We start from the raw sequence: 14,509 nt of genomic DNA, 5'->3' as shown, positions 1-14,509 counted from the left end.
ATTGTGGTGGGTCGTGGCGATAACATTTGAACAAGCTAGGAAATCGCTTGATTTTCTCGAGTTACAGCAACTCGAACCGACAGTCGTTAACTATGACCTAGCCCTAACATATGTTACAAGAGCCCTGCCTGAACTGTCACGTGAGATTGATACGCGGACCGATGGCGGCGTTCGGTTGAGCCGCAAAGAGGTTGATTCTCTAGTTGGGCGCTTTCTCTCAAACAGTAATTCGGACCTCGGCGCGCGTGAGAAAGTGATCGCACAGCAAACGCAACAGTTAGGTGTTCTAACTTCCGAGGCTCATCTGGTGACCAGCGGCTTAGAGCGAGATGTGGCGAACGTAGTAACGCAAGCAGGTGAATGGCCGGCTGCATCAGGTGAATTTGTGACGCGCCTATCTGAGGCAGAACGGGAGCTTGCGGAGCTTCGATTTAACCTAGCAAAGCTGCAGGAACGGGTTGATGGAAAAGATGGTGATCCACCAAGCAATAGCCGTGATGTCCTGACACGATCCCTAGATAGGGATGGGTCTCAGGATCTGTTGCGAAGGCTGACAACTGATGGACGAAGTTACGTGATCATCATGTTTGGGCTTGATGACATCGAAGAATTCAACGAAAAGTTTGGGAGATCGGTTGGAGACAACATAATTAATGCTCTTGCCGCTACGCTGCGAGAACATTTTCAGGAACAGGAGCTGGTCCGATGGTCTGGAAACCAGTTCATCACGATCCTGAAAGACACCGCCATTATGCAGGCGCGGGTAATCGCTGAAGAGGCGCTGCTTGCCATGTCGCAACGGCGCTTGAGGTTGCGCGACACTGGAGAATGGGTTGGCGTCGTGACCGCCTCAGCCGGGATTGTAGTCGGCCAACACGAACTCACGACCGATGTTTTGGAACGAGCACGTGCTAACCTGCTTTCCGCCTCAGAGGCAGGTGGAAATCAGATCAAAGGATGATGACCTCCCTTCAGGAATGCCCAGATCTCGTCACTACATGTTCCCGCTCAGCTTTCATGATTGAGCTGCACCAAGGGCAGCTTACAGGTAATTACATGTTTCAATGAAACGACCATAAATGGTCGCCTGCTGCTGGGCAGCTATCCGACCCAGAACCGACGGGCTACATAGCGGCCACGCGGATCGATACATGCGCCCGGTACAGCGGCAACGGGTGGATAGCGGACTGGCCGCTCACCTCTCCAACTGCTAACATTCCGACTTCACTCCAAACCTCATGTTGGGTGCGCTGAATGAGATATGGTCATCCCGCCCCGTTGATAGGCAGGCGAAACAGGCTGACTCACACAGTCGCGTCGGGACGACGGCGCGTTGCACTCCAGCTTGCGGGCTGTGTGTCGGGAGTCATCACCAGCCTAGGCGCGAGCTTGCCTCTGACAGTCAGCGCTGCCATCCCCTACGGGGAGAGCTTACCTGCAGTCTCGTCGGGCAGGCTCTGGGTGCGTGTAGCGTTAGATCCGCGCCTCCACCACAATGGCTCAGCCAACCTGACCGTCCAGTCAAATGATGAGCGAGGTATAGCCACATATCTTGCGATTGCGCTTAGATCGGAAGCAAAATCATCCGCTTTTGCTCCGATCAAGAATTTGAAAATCAGCGCAGTAGCAGAAACAAACCCGCAGTGGCGGTTCACAAAATCCGACATATGCGCGAACAACAAGCTTATCGTATTTTCGGTGGAGGCTCGTAGAATAACTGCCTCAAATGGTGAAGTCCGGGTAACGAGGCTTGGATGCCGAACCTCAACAATTGTCCATCGAGAAGCGTTTAACCTGATCTATCCTCATGGCGAAGGAAACGCCGGTGACGCGTGGGGCGGAGCTACGAGGCGCATCGGGCGAAGCGCATCGAACATCCTCGGTTCCATCGCACCCTAAAGCACCTCCAAAAAGATTGGACGTCGCAACTAGCTGTAGGAAATCGCGGTGCGATGGAATGTCCGGTTGCGGATCAAGTAGCAAAGCCGCGAAAGTCTCACTTTGGTCGAAATTAGATCTGGGGGAATTGCCGGAACCCTAGCAGAACGGTTCCGCTGGAGGCGCGATCGCAAGTGGTGCCAAACGGTTCATTCTGCCATGTAAATGATGGGCAACGTGGCACAGCCGCCATGGTGACGATCTTCTACGCAAATTAACTCGCCGCGCCGGCTCTCAACTGAGTGATCAGCATTCCTCTGGCGGAATATAGTCGGGCCAAAATCCAGAATCCGGATCACACTCGTAGTGCGGCGCGCCCGGCTCTGGCGCCTCCGGCTCTGGCGGCGGGGGCAGGGTGGGGTCCTGCCCATCAAGGTGGATGCGGATCACCGCGCCATCTCTGGTCGCCTGCTGAAAGATCGCACGCACATCCTGGCCCTGCCGGATCTTGCCACCCACCCAGCCACAGCGATCCGCGCTCAGATAGCCGATCTGGTACCCGCGCGACGAATTAACCGATACGGCGCTCGGATCAGTCTTGTTCGTGGGCTCCAGTTCCAACCGAATGGGGTCACCTGGATTGAGCATCCGTATTTCGAACAGCCTGTTCGATCCATCGGCATTGGGATGCAATGCGCCAACGACAAGAAGGCTGAGTTCATGGGCCATGGCGAGTGTCTAGGTGCAGCCGTCTGATTCTGTCCAGCCTGGCGCAGATCAGCACTTAATGAGTGGTTCGATCCTTGCCGGGGCCCATCGGCACGGCCTTGAGCGCGGCCATTTGCTGCTCGACCTCCTTGAAGGCATTGAGGAAATTATCGCGCAGCGCGTCAGCAAAGAGCCGGCGGGCCTTCAGGGACGGGATGTCACCGGATTGGGCGGCGAACGACCCGGTGACATAGGCAAGGGCTTGCGCCGCCGTGGGCAAATCGAGCGCGACAAAGGCGCCGGTCTCCCCTTGTTCGCTCATTTGGAAATCTTTGGGATTGCTCGCATTGATGATCGCCATTTGGAGATCATGGACGAGCCGGGAAAATTGGGAATCCTCTTCTTCGGTTGGCTGCGTCGGCGCCACCTGGCTGGCTGCCATTCCCTCCAGCATATGTTTGCCGGTCTCGCGGCTATGATCGCGAAGAAAGGTCAGGAAGGCCAGCTGGTCGGCGCCGGCCCGCGCGCTCGCAAGGCTCAGGCTATCATCATCGGCGTAATCCGGGTCGGCCTCCTGTAGCATGGCCCAGACAAAGCTCAGCGCGTCGAGGGCGAGATTGGTATGCCCTTGCCGTAGCTGCGTCCCAGCCGCCGCTTCGTAAATGGCCTTCACCATTTCAATGAAGAGGGGTTGCACCAGAAGGTCATCCACAGATTCCGAGCTTGCCATGTGTTACCTTGTCCTGATTCCGCCGCCGCACTCATTGGAGAAGCCCGTCCGGGCGATCCCGAAGCTGGTCGAAGCGATCGGCGATCGCGATCCACCGGGCTACGCCTGCATCATCTGCGGCCACCGCCAGCGCAGTGACGCGCTCCGCAATATGCCCCGTCGCCTGCTCGCCAAAACGGCGCTCGATAGCAAGGGCTTCGGCCCATCGCTCCTGTTCCGGCGTCACAACAGCGTCGCGGCGACCGAGGGCGCAGAGCGAGGCTTGTTCCACGGCTCGCTTGTTCGCTGCATGGAGATCTGTTCATCGGGGAAGCAGCGCTCCTGAAAGCCGATGATGTCGTCAAAACCCCCCATGGAGCCAAAGTGCATATTCATCCTCATGAAGGAGAACCGGCATCCGGTCATGAACCGGGCGGATGGCTTCATTGCAGTCGGTCATCGCTCCTGAGAATACCGGGCCCCATTCCGCGCTGTCGCGCCAAAGGCCTGCCCAGGCAAAGATCGGGCGGTCGTGCAGCGAGAACCAGGTCCGAGTTTTGGCCCCCGTCTTCCCTTCGGCTTCCGCGAAATGGGTGAGGGGAATGAGGCAGCGAAATTCGGCCTTGCGCGCGGCCCCGATCCAGAAGGGCTTGCGCAGATCGGCGATATTGTTGACCGGCTTGGGCTTGGACTCCGGCTTCATGCCCTTCAGGCGGACAGGCCAGCCCCACGTCATGCTCTGGAGAAGACGCGCTCCGTCCTGCTCTCGCACCACCATGCCTGGCGTGCCCGGATAAACTTCTTCGGGTGCATTGAACTGAGTGACCGGCGCCGCCACGCCGAAATGCGCGGCCACCTCGGCGGCACTTTTGCGCACGGTAAAGAGGTTGCAAATGAGACGATCCTCCTTGGCTGGCCTATCAGCGTAGCACCACCGATCGCCCCGTCAAAGGCGGCTATGTGTTCAAATAGGCGGCAACCGCATCGACGCTGTTTCCGGTCGCCTTGACCGCCTCCTCCAGTCGTTCCTTGCTGACATTGAACCGGTTGGTCCAATATTGCACTTCATAGTCTTCACCGAGTGCGATGCGCGAACGGTCTTGTGGTCCACGGGTGGTCTTGTCGTCAGCCATGTCCTCTCTCCTTCATGATCCTTGCGTGATTCAACGCGGAATCCTGGCTAGCGTTTCACGGCTCAGGCGTCGGCTTGTCTTCGGGCACCGCGACTGAGACGGAACGAGTCGATCAGGCGATGAGTAGTAAGGTTGAGCAGCGTGCGAGATGAGGCATGGCAACGCGAACCAGAACGACAGGCAGGAAAGAGGGCGGTGGGAGGGCCGATGCCGACCGTGTCGGCACCATGCCCGCGTTCCGTCCCGTGCAGCTCGCGACGCTGGTCGACACAGTGCCGACCGGCAACCAGTGGCTCCACGAAATGAAATATGACGGCTACCGCGTCGAGGTGGCAATCGGTGGCGGAAAAGCGCGGGCCTTTACGCGCTCCGGCCTTGACTGGTCGGATCGTTTTCCCGGCCTCGTCGAGGCAGCCGCGAAGCTCAAGGTCACCTCCGCGCTCATCGATGGCGAGGCGGTAGTGCTGGACGATGAGGGCCGCTCACGCTTCCAGGCGCTGCAGGCAGCGCTGAAGGGCGCGCCGGACAGCATCGACTATTTCGCCTTCGACCTCCTCGAACTGAACGGAGAGGACCTAAGCCAGCTGCCGCTGACGGAGCGGAAGAAGAAGTTGCAGGCCATCCTGCCCAGGCGCTCGACCCGGCTGCGCTACAGCGATCATATTATCGGCAATGGCGAGAAGCTTCTGCATCAATTCTGCGCGGCGCAGCTTGAAGGCGTCATCTCCAAGCGGGTCGACAGCCGCTATGTGGGTTCGCGCATCGGCAGCTGGCTCAAGATCAAATGCATCCAGCGTCAGGAGTTTGTGGTGGTCGGCTGGACGCCATCGGACAAGTCGCGCAGCTTTCGTTCGCTGATCCTGGGCGTGCATGAGGATGGCGCGCTCCGCTATGCCGGCAAGGTCGGCACTGGCTTCGATACGAGCGAGCAATTCCGGCTCATGGACATCATGAGGCCGCTGGAGGTGAAGACGGCGACGGTAACGGCGCCGCGCGCGGAGGTGAGGGGCGCCCATTGGTTGAAGCCCAGGTTGGTCGCGGAAATTGCCTTCACCGAAATGACCAATGAGGGGACGCTGCGCCATCCGAGCTATCTTGGCCTTCGGGAGGACAAGAAGCCCGAAGCGGTCGTGGTCGAGAAGCCGCAGCATGATGCCGCGCCCGTCACCGTTCCGATCAGCAACCGCGAGCGGGTCATCTACCCTGAAAGTCAGATCACCAAGGGGCAGCTTGCCGATTATTATGCGGCGATCGCGCCGCTGATGCTGCCCTGGATGGGCTCGCGTCCGATCAGTCTGGTGCGCTGCCCGCAGGGCAGGGCGAAGAAATGCTTTTTTCAGAAACATGATGCCGGAAGTTTCGGCGATGCCGTCAGACATGTCGGCATCGTGGAGAAAGATGGGCATGAAGAACCCTATCTTTACGTCGATACCCCCGACGGCCTCATGACCTGCGTGCAGATGGGCACGATTGAATTTCATGGCTGGGGCGCGCGGATCGAGGATGTGGAAAAGGCCGATCGGCTGGTCTTTGACCTCGATCCCGACGAGGGCCTCGACTTCGAGGCGGTACGCGCCGCCGCTTTCCAGTTCCGCGAGATATTGTCCGGCATCGGCCTTGAGACCTTCCCCATGCTGACCGGCGGCAAGGGCGTGCATGTAATCGCGCCGCTCACGCCGCGCGCTGAATGGTTAGAGGTCAAGGATTTCGCGCATCGCCTCGCGCAGGCGGTGGCGCAGAATGATCCCGACCATTTCACCGCCGCGCTCCCCAAGGCGCAGCGCAAGGGTCGGATCTTTGTCGACTATTTGCGCAACCAGCGCGGTGCGACCGCGGTCATGCCCTACAGTGCGCGGGCGCGGCCGGGTGCGCCCGTGGCCGTGCCCTTGAGCTGGAAGGAAATGGAGACGATCGACAAGCCCAGCCACTTTCATGTCGGCGACGCCGCTGTTCTTCTGAAGCGCGCGAAGCTCAAAGCGCTGGCCGGCTGGGGCCGGGCGGATCAGGAGCTTCCCGACTTGTGAAGATCGCGACCTATAATGTGAATGGGGTGAACGGACGTCTGCCGGTGCTGCTGCGTTGGCTCTATGAGGCCGAGCCCGACATCGTCTGCTTACAGGAACTCAAAGCCCCGCAGGAGAAATTTCCCGAGATTGCGATCCGCGATGCCGGCTATGATGCTGTCTGGCACGGCCAGAGCCGGTGGAACGGCGTTGCCATCCTGAGCCGCGTCGGCGAAATTCATGAGACCCGTCGCGGTCTGCCGGGTGATCCCCATGACGAGCAGAGCCGCTATATTGAGGCGGCGGTCGGCGGCGTTCTGATCGCCGGGCTCTACCTCCCCAATGGCAATCCCCGGCCTGGTCCGAAATATGATTTCAAGCTCCGCTGGTTCGACCGGCTGCACGCGCATCTGGCATCGCTCATCAATCTCGACGCGCCGGTGGTGGTGGCCGGCGATTATAATGTCATGCCTACAGACCTCGACGTCTATGCGCCCGATCGCTGGCGTGATGATGCTCTCTTTGCGCCCGAAGTGCGCGCCGCCTATCAGCGCCTCCTCGAGCAGGGCTGGACGGATGCGCTGCGGCATCTGCATCCGGACGAAACCATCTACACCTTCTGGAAATATCTGCGCTTTGCCTTCGAGCGCAATGCGGGCCTGCGGATCGACCATCTGCTGCTGAACGCAAAGGCGAAGGCGCGGCTGATCGCAGCCGAGGTGGATACAGCGCCGCGCGGATGGGAGAAGACGAGCGATCATGCGCCGGTCTGGATTGAGCTTAGTGACAGGCCCATGCGCCGCCGTGCGAAAGCATGAAGGCGAGCACTGAACCAAAAAAAAGGCCGGCCATACAGAGTTTTTAGGAGAGGATGCCTGAAAGGCAGGGCGCATATGGCGCCACGCACGACGAAATAGCGGCCGTTAGGCGTGACAGGATATTTGGGCGCTGGACGGCCGGCCGACATCAGGCCGGTTTAAGGCTGCGAAAGGTGATCGACCAGCGCGGCTCATCCTGCTCGGCGATGCTATGTTCCCAGCCATGCCGCGCTTCGCCCGTCAGGTGATAGAGGGAGCGCGGCTCCAGCGACACCGTGCGGCGCTCGAACCCGGTCGCCGTGCGGCGCCGGAAGCGCATGGGAGCCAGTCCCCCCAGCGAAATGCCGACGACATGCTCGAACACCGGGCGGTCCTTGTGCCAGCCGATGCCGGCGCCCGGATCATAGCGGGTGAGCAAGGCCTGGACGAGTGCGTCGGGCAGCAACCCAGCGAAGCGTGCGGCGCGATCGCGCACCGGCAGCAGCCAGCCGGGCAGGGGATCCGCCGGACCAAAGCTGCCCCGCTCGAAATCATAGCTCCAGCCATAGCTGTGGGTGAGGCGCTTGCCAGTCCATTGTTGAAACCGGAACGGGGCGAGCGGCGCCGCATCGATCCGGGTGATGAGCTCCGCTTCTTCCGCGGCGGTTAGAAAGCCGGTCTCATAGCGCAGGCCCGCAATCAGCGGCGGGGCGAAGAGGTCGATCTGCTGGGCGGCCCGGCTCATCTCAGATGAGCGCGAGCTGCTTGTCCGCCGATGGCGAGCGCTTGCCGCTGTTCCACAGATCTTCGGTCTTCTCCACGCGGAAGCGCTCGACGGGAATAGGCTTGCCGAACTGGAACCCGATCACGGTTTCGATCGAGCCATGAAGCCAGCTGTCATAGTGATGTGGGTCGAGCAGGACCGGCATGCGGTCATTGGTCGGCTGCACCGCGTCATTGGCGTCCATAGTCATGCCGGCATAAACGGGGCCTTGGCCTGGCATGTTCCGGCAGAAGCCGGCCCATGCCATGAACGGATCGCGCTTGAGCGAAAACCAGGTGCGGGTTCGAGCGCCCGGCACGCCGTCGGGGTTGGCGAAATGAGTGAGGATGATGAGGCACCGGTAGCGGGGATCGGCCACCATCTGGTCCCACATGGGATTGGTGAGATCGGCAACAAGGCCTATGCGGGTTGGCTCGTCGCCACGCTCACGCATCTCGCGGGTCAATCGCTGGAATCCCCAGGTCACGGCACGCAGGATGCGGCGGTCTCTATTCTTGAACAGAATAAGGCCGAGCGCCCCTTCAGTCGTTTCGGGCGGAAGCTCGATGGGTGCCGGCATTTCGGCCTGGAGATGCTGCGCGACCTCGGTGAGGCCCGCAGCCATGCAATGCAGTCTCGACATAGAAGCGGATCCAAGGAATCTTGTCGTCGGATGAGCGTGCGATTGAATGACATTAGAACAAATGGCGAACGATGCCAAGGGGAAGATATCTGCAACGCATAGGGCGCTCCACTCGCCGGCTGTCGGTTAATGAAAGTCGTGGCTGCGGATCGGCACCACATCTTCTTGGGTATCGTGCGCGGGAAAAGGCGGCGGTGTAAAAGTGCGCCTATTGCGAAAACCAGCATCGCGTGGATCAGGACCGCCGCCATGGCTGGCGCCGTCACCGCGTCCCGGTGGGACTGCAAAATCCATGCGCCCGATCGACCGCAGCATGTCATCATGATCGGTGATCCGGTCGCAGATGATATGGATGATCTCGCCTTCCTTCTGCAGGCGGCCGCGCATCGCGATCATGGAGGCGGACATGACCTGTCGGCGATAGATCTCGAACTTGTTAGGCCAAAGAATGCCGTTCGCGACGCCGGTTTCGTCCTCGATGGTGACGAACAGCACGCCCTTGGCCGAACCCGGCCGCTGTCGCACGAGGATGACGCCGGCCACTTCGACATTGCGCCCGTCGCGGATCGATCGAAGATCCGCGCAGCGCACGATCTGCATCTCGTGGAGCTGGGGCCGCAGGAAACTGAGGGGATGGTTGCGCAGCGACAGCTGGAGCGAGCGATAATCCTCCACCACCTCACGCCCCTCGGTCATCGGCCGCAGCGTGACGTTCGCCTCCTGACCTTCGGGGGAGAACTTCCCCTCCCGTTGATCAGCGGCGGAAAAGAGGGGAAGGCCTTGACCTTCCAGAGGCCCTGCCGCCGATCCTGCGCAATGCAGGAAAGGGCATCGGCCTCCGCCAGCCGCTCGATCGCGGCGCGCGGCACGCCCGCGCGCCGCCAGACTTCCTCGACGCTCTCGAACGGGGCCGGTCCGCGTGCGCCGACGATTGCCGCGCCATGAATATTGGCGAGGCCGCGCACCTGCCGAAATCCCAGCCGCACGGCTTTGTACTTTCCACGGGCCGGTTCAAGCGTACAGTCCCAATGGCTGTGGTTGATTGAAACCGGCCGAACCTCGACGCTATGATTGCGGGCATCGCGAACGATCTGGGCCGGGGCATAGAAGCCCATGGGCTGGGCGTTGAGCAGCGCCGCGCAGAATACGTCGGGATGATGATGCTTCATCCAGCAGGAGGCATAGGCGATCTTGGCGAAGCTCGCCGCATGGCTTTCGGGAAAGCCGTAGCTGCCGAACCCCTCGATCTGCTTGAAGGTGCGCTCGGCGAAATCTTTGGGATATCCGCGAGCGATCATGCCGTTCACCAGCTTGTCGTAGAAATGGCTGACCCCGCCGGTCAGCTTGAATGTCGCCATGGCGCGGCGGAGCTGGTCGGCTTCGGCGGGCGTGAACCCCGCGCCGACGATCGCGACCTTCATCGCTTGCTCCTGGAACAGCGGCACACCCAGCGTCTTCTCGAGCACGGCCCTCAGTTCGGGCTTGGGATATTCCGGCTTTTCCTTGCCCTCACGCCTTCGCAGATAGGGATGGACCATATCACCCTGGATGGGGCCGGGCCGGACGATCGCCACCTCGATCACCAGATCATAAAATCTGTTGGGCTTGATCCGGGGCAGCATCGACATTTGCGCCCGGCTCTCGATCTGGAAGACGCCGAGCGTGTCGGCGCGCTGGATCATCGCATAGACGGCGGGATCGTCATGCTGGAGATCGGCCATGCCGACCCTGATCCCCTTATGCTCCTCCAGCAGGTTGAAGGCGCGGTTCATGCAGCCCAGCATGCCAAGACCCAGCACATCGACCTTCATGAATTTCAGCGCGTCGATATCATCCTTGTCCCATTCGATGATCTGCCGATCCTCCATTCGCGCCGGCTCTATCGGGACCAGATCGTCGAGACGGTCCTGCGTCAGCACGAAGCCGCCGGGATGCTGCGAGAGATGGCGCGGCGTGCCGATCAACTGGCGCGACAGTTCCAGCGTAAGTTTCAGCCGATGATCCTCGGCATTGAGGTTGAGGCTCTCGATCTGCTCGTCGGTGATCCCGTCCATTGACCAGCCCCAGACCAGCCCGGTCAACATCTTGGTGAGGTCGCGCGGCAGTCCCAGCGCCTTGCCCACTTCCGCCACCGCGCCGCGCGTACGGTAGCGGGTCACGACTGCCGTCAGCGCCGAGCGGGTGCGGCCATAGGTCTCATAGATCCATTGGATGATCTCCTCGCGCCGCTCATGCTCGAAATCGACGTCGATATCGGGCGGCTCCTTCCGCTCGCCAGAAACAAAGCGCTCGAACAGCAGCTCATGCTTGATCGGATCGATCGAGGTGATGCCGAGCATATAGCAGACGCAGCTGTTCGCCGCCGATCCGCGACCCTGACAAAGGATGCCGCGCCGGCGGCTCTCGGCGACGATCGAATTGACCGTCAGAAAATAGGGGGCGTAACCGAGCTGGTTGATAAGGCGCAGCTCATGGTCGAGCTGTTTGGCGTAAGCAGGTGGAAGACCGGCGGGGAACATCCGGGCGGTGGCTGCCTCTGTCAGCGCCGCCAACGCCTGCTGCGCCGTGCGCCCCTCCATCACCTGCTCATAGGGATATTGATACTGGATCTCGCCCAGATCGAACCGGCATTGGTCGGCAATCTCCGCGCTGGCCTCGATCGCATCGGGAAAGGCGGTGAACCGCCGCTCCATCTCCTCCGGGCTTTTGAGATCGCGGTCCATATAGCGCTCGCGCTTGAACCCCAGGCCGTCGATCGTGGTCCGCTCGCGAATGGCAGTCATAACATCCTGGAGCGGGCGAGCCTCTGGGCTGTGATAGAGAATGTCGCCGGTCGCGACGCTGCGAACGCGCGCCGTCCGCGCCATCGCGTCAAGTTCATGCAGGCGCGCTGCATCATCAGGGCGGCGGCGCAGCGACAGCGCCATATAGGCCCGGTCGCCGAAGACGCTCCAAAGATCCGAGAGGTCGGCGAGCGTCTCGCTATCGGGCAGGTCTGGGACCAGTATGGCGATCATGCCCTCGGCATGGTTTGCCACATCGGCCCAGTCTAGCAGGCAGCGGCCCTTGCCGCCACGCGCCTTGCCGACCGAGAGCAGCCGCGTCAGCTTGCCCCAAGCGGGACGGTCGGTCGGATAAAGCAGCAGGGCGCGGCCGTCCGTGAGATCGACGCGAGCGCCGGGGACCATCCGCACGCCGGTTGCCTTTTGTGCATCCCATCCCCGCACCACGCCCGCGACACTGCCCCAATCGGCAAGGCCGAGCGCCTTGTGATCAAGCAACGCGGCAGCGGAGAAGAGCTGCTCGGGAGAGGACGCGCCGCGCAGGAACGAGAAATGGCTTGTCACCTGAAGTTCGACATAACGGGGCATCAGCCGAACAGCCCATGCATGTACCAGCTCAGATCCCCGGTCGGCGCATCGACACCGTCGCCCCGGCGGAAGATCCAGAACCGCTCACCCCCAGCGGCCTCCACGCGGAAATAGTCCCGAACCGCCCACATCTCACGGGCGCTCCGCCACCATTCGCCATGGATGCGTTCCGGGCCGTCGCCCGCGACGACGCGATAGTCGGTCCGACGCCAGGTGAAGCGGCGGGGCGGATGATCGGGGAGCAGAGCGACCACATGGGAGAGAAGTTCTGGTCGCCTGAGCATCCGTACCGGCCGCTTCCAAGTCGGCCAACCAAGCGGCTTTGCCAAAGGCTCGATCCGCCTGACCGCGCGCTCGGGCACATCGCTTTCATGAGAGGAAAGACGGAACGGGACCTCGGGTTCGATCCGCCCCGCAAGTTGGTCGACCAGTGGCGCAATGTCGGGGGGGCGATCGCTGGCCCCCAGCCCGGCTTCCAGCGTCTGCGCCTTCAACTCCTCGACTCTGGGCGTGCTGAGCGCCATCGCTTCGATGCCAAGGCCGGGATCGATTTTCTCGACCCGCATGGCGAGCATCCGTTTCACATGTCTGGGTTCGCGCGTGGCACGCGCGGTGCCGATCGCGATCCGTTGCTCCGTACCATCGACGATCAGGCAGGTGAGATGCGCCGTGCGCAGCCCCACGCCGCGCTCCTGCAGGATGATGACCAGATCATCGACGAGATCGCCGATCACCTGACTAATGGCTTCGGCGTGCCGATGGGTTCGAGCAATCGCCGCTCCACCCGCGGCGACTCGAACGGCACGACCGGGACGATCGGTTCCGCCACCATGCCGCGAGCCTGGTCGAGCCGCCGGACGGTGGCGAGTCCTAGGCGCTTGGCCAGTGGCCCGCGCGGCATGGGGTAGAGGTCGCCGATACGCTCTATGCCAAAGCGCGCAGCCGATAGCAGCGCCTCGGGTTCGAGGCGCAAGGCGGCTAATGGTAGATCGGCGATCGCCTGGGTCTCTGTGCCGGACGGCAGCAAGGTGATAGCCGCGCCGCTATAGCGCGCCAGTGCATGGGCGGCGCCAGGCGTACCGGCAATGGCCATGCTGGCGGTGAAGCCCAAGCGTTCCAGGAACCGCAGCAGCCGGCGGCAGAAGCGCGGCTCGCCGCCAAAGAGGTGGGTCGTGCCGGTGAGATCGAGCCAAAGTCCGTCAGGGCCGGCCACGCACGCCGTTGGCGTCCAGTGGCCAACGGCATGGTTAGCCAAGCGTTCGAGCCAGGCGCGATCGGCGTCGGGATCCGCACCGCGTACGTCGAGATCAGTAACCAGCGCACGGGCGTGAGCGGCGGCCATGCCGGGATGCAGCCCAAGCTCCAGCGCCACCGGGCAGACGGCGGTCACTACATCGCGTTGACCTGTCCGCGCGATCAGAATGGTCGGCCGTCCCCAGAGGGTCGTCCATGTGAGGGCCGGAGCAGACGGGGTGCTAGCCCCGGCTTCGTCCACCGGCATGGCCTTGAAGGGATGCTCGGCCGATTCACTGCGGCGTCCCATCTCGCGCATGGTCGGACGTTGGTGCGCGGGCAATGCGTCGATTGCGCTCTGGTCTGGACGCTGCCCATCATCCCGCGCCCAGCGCGCGCCGGGCCGCCAACCGCTTGCCTTCGACACCGAACAGGCTCCCGGATTATCGTCGATCGGCTCGGCAAAGCGGCGGCGGATCGACAGGCCAGCGGGCTTAGGCCGCGCGGCTGACCGGCCCAGCCGCCGCAAGCGCTCTATGGGGAGCTGCGGCAGATAGAGCGAGGCGACCCTGATCATCGCACGCGTCCAGTTCGAGGGAGAAGGGATTGCCGTTACGCTGCCGAACAAGCTCGACCGACCAGCGGGCGCGTCCGACCCCGGGATGGGGAAGGCGCGCCGAGGGCAGGCAGCCGATCCGCCAGCGGGTCATGGCTGATGAAAGGCCGCCCAATGGGCAACGTTCGCGGACACGGTGGCGGCGGTACAGCAGCATTGGTGTTTTGCCGTCGGAAGCGGCTAGCTGGAGCCGACGGGTCGCAGTTTGGTCGGCCGATTTGACCTCCGCGATGACGCAGGCGAGCGATCCATCGCGCAGAGCATCTTCGGCCATGGCAAGGACGGTGCTGTCTCTCGTGCCCTGCGCATAGAGAAGCTGCTCCGGGCCTAGCCCGACCTGCTCCAGCCCTGGCGCATAGAGGTCGAACTTGGTGAGTGCCCAGAAGACGGTAAAGCCGGGCTGAGACGCGAAGCGGGCGGCGATGCCGGCCGCGAACAGTGTTGCGGCAGCATCATCGTTCAGCGTTGCGGAAGCGGCGGCAATTTCATGTAATGCACCCCCGTCCAGTCCGCCATCGGCAAGGCATCCGTCGAGCGCGTCAACGCCAAAGGGCAGGGCGGGGCCACGCTTGGCGCGGGCCTGCCCAAGCTCGGCGAGCAGGGCGGCAAGAGGTGCGGCGCGGGGCCGATCAGGGTTGGAAGCGGGGCAGGCCAT

General features: G+C 62.1%; 12 protein-coding genes and 2 pseudogenes. 3 read left to right on the top strand and 11 right to left on the bottom strand.

Annotated elements, in window-relative coordinates; genetic code table 11:
- Positions 1 to 13: 13 nt before the first annotated feature.
- Positions 14 to 961, top strand: a complete 948-nt coding sequence (locus ACN9MX_RS21820; RefSeq protein ID WP_426387873.1) for a GGDEF domain-containing protein — start codon at positions 14 to 16, stop codon at positions 959 to 961.
- Between the two features lie 1,223 nt (positions 962 to 2,184).
- Here the strand turns inward: ACN9MX_RS21820 and ACN9MX_RS21815 are convergent.
- The 5 genes and pseudogenes from ACN9MX_RS21815 to ACN9MX_RS21795 all read right to left on the bottom strand — a co-directional run bounded on the left by ACN9MX_RS21815 (position 2,185) and on the right by ACN9MX_RS21795 (position 4,428).
- Positions 2,185 to 2,607 carry an HIRAN domain-containing protein gene (locus tag ACN9MX_RS21815; protein WP_426387872.1) on the bottom strand — a complete coding sequence of 141 codons (423 nt, stop codon included), beginning with the start codon at positions 2,605 to 2,607 and terminating at the stop codon, positions 2,185 to 2,187.
- A gap of 55 nt (positions 2,608 to 2,662) precedes the next feature.
- Complete coding sequence (locus tag ACN9MX_RS21810; RefSeq protein ID WP_426387871.1) at positions 2,663 to 3,262, bottom strand: hypothetical protein; 600 nt, start codon at positions 3,260 to 3,262, stop codon at positions 2,663 to 2,665.
- An 85-nt stretch (positions 3,263 to 3,347) separates the two neighbouring features.
- Complete coding sequence (locus ACN9MX_RS21805; RefSeq protein WP_426387870.1) at positions 3,348 to 3,587, bottom strand: DUF6961 family protein; 240 nt, start codon at positions 3,585 to 3,587, stop codon at positions 3,348 to 3,350.
- Positions 3,539 to 4,190 (bottom strand): annotated as a pseudogene (locus ACN9MX_RS21800) (SOS response-associated peptidase). The gene ACN9MX_RS21805 and the pseudogene ACN9MX_RS21800 overlap by 49 nt, the downstream one beginning before the upstream one ends.
- 61 nt (positions 4,191 to 4,251) lie before the next feature.
- On the bottom strand, positions 4,252 to 4,428 hold the full coding sequence (locus ACN9MX_RS21795) for a DUF3606 domain-containing protein (RefSeq protein WP_426387869.1): 177 nt from the start codon (positions 4,426 to 4,428) through the stop codon (positions 4,252 to 4,254).
- A 155-nt stretch (positions 4,429 to 4,583) separates the two neighbouring features.
- On the opposite strand from ACN9MX_RS21795, the gene ligD reads away from it, so the two are divergent.
- Positions 4,584 to 6,452, top strand: coding sequence for a DNA ligase D (gene ligD / locus ACN9MX_RS21790; RefSeq protein WP_426387868.1), 1,869 nt, complete (start codon positions 4,584 to 4,586; stop codon positions 6,450 to 6,452).
- Positions 6,449 to 7,249: an exodeoxyribonuclease III gene (gene xth / locus ACN9MX_RS21785; protein ID WP_426387867.1), complete on the top strand. Its 801-nt coding sequence runs from the start codon at positions 6,449 to 6,451 to the stop codon at positions 7,247 to 7,249. Before ligD ends, xth begins: the two co-directional genes overlap by 4 nt.
- Before the next feature lie 148 nt (positions 7,250 to 7,397).
- On the opposite strand, the gene ACN9MX_RS21780 is transcribed toward xth, so the two are convergent.
- The 6 genes and pseudogenes from ACN9MX_RS21780 to ACN9MX_RS21755 all read right to left on the bottom strand — a co-directional run bounded on the left by ACN9MX_RS21780 (position 7,398) and on the right by ACN9MX_RS21755 (position 14,509).
- Positions 7,398 to 7,973, bottom strand: coding sequence for an alpha-ketoglutarate-dependent dioxygenase AlkB (locus ACN9MX_RS21780; protein ID WP_426387866.1), 576 nt, complete (start codon positions 7,971 to 7,973; stop codon positions 7,398 to 7,400).
- A gap of 1 nt (position 7,974) precedes the next feature.
- Positions 7,975 to 8,634 (bottom strand): SOS response-associated peptidase family protein, encoded by a 660-nt coding sequence (locus tag ACN9MX_RS21775; RefSeq protein WP_426387865.1) that lies wholly within the window; start codon positions 8,632 to 8,634, stop codon positions 7,975 to 7,977.
- A 126-nt stretch (positions 8,635 to 8,760) separates the two neighbouring features.
- Positions 8,761 to 12,005: pseudogene (locus ACN9MX_RS21770) on the bottom strand (error-prone DNA polymerase).
- Positions 12,005 to 12,739, bottom strand: coding sequence for a DUF6504 family protein (locus tag ACN9MX_RS21765; protein WP_426387864.1), 735 nt, complete (start codon positions 12,737 to 12,739; stop codon positions 12,005 to 12,007). The pseudogene ACN9MX_RS21770 and the gene ACN9MX_RS21765 overlap by 1 nt, the downstream one beginning before the upstream one ends.
- Complete coding sequence (locus ACN9MX_RS21760) at positions 12,736 to 13,815, bottom strand: Y-family DNA polymerase (protein ID WP_426387863.1); 1,080 nt, start codon at positions 13,813 to 13,815, stop codon at positions 12,736 to 12,738. The genes ACN9MX_RS21765 and ACN9MX_RS21760 overlap by 4 nt, the downstream gene beginning before the upstream one ends.
- Positions 13,733 to 14,509, bottom strand: a complete 777-nt coding sequence (locus ACN9MX_RS21755; RefSeq protein ID WP_426387862.1) for an ImuA family protein — start codon at positions 14,507 to 14,509, stop codon at positions 13,733 to 13,735. Before ACN9MX_RS21755 ends, ACN9MX_RS21760 begins: the two co-directional genes overlap by 83 nt.

This window comes from Sphingobium sp. R-21 (assembly GCF_049913335.1).
Classification (GTDB): domain Bacteria; phylum Pseudomonadota; class Alphaproteobacteria; order Sphingomonadales; family Sphingomonadaceae; genus Sphingobium.
The sequence above is the reverse complement of the archived record's forward strand: the minus strand, read 5'-3'. Positions and strand labels throughout refer to the sequence as shown.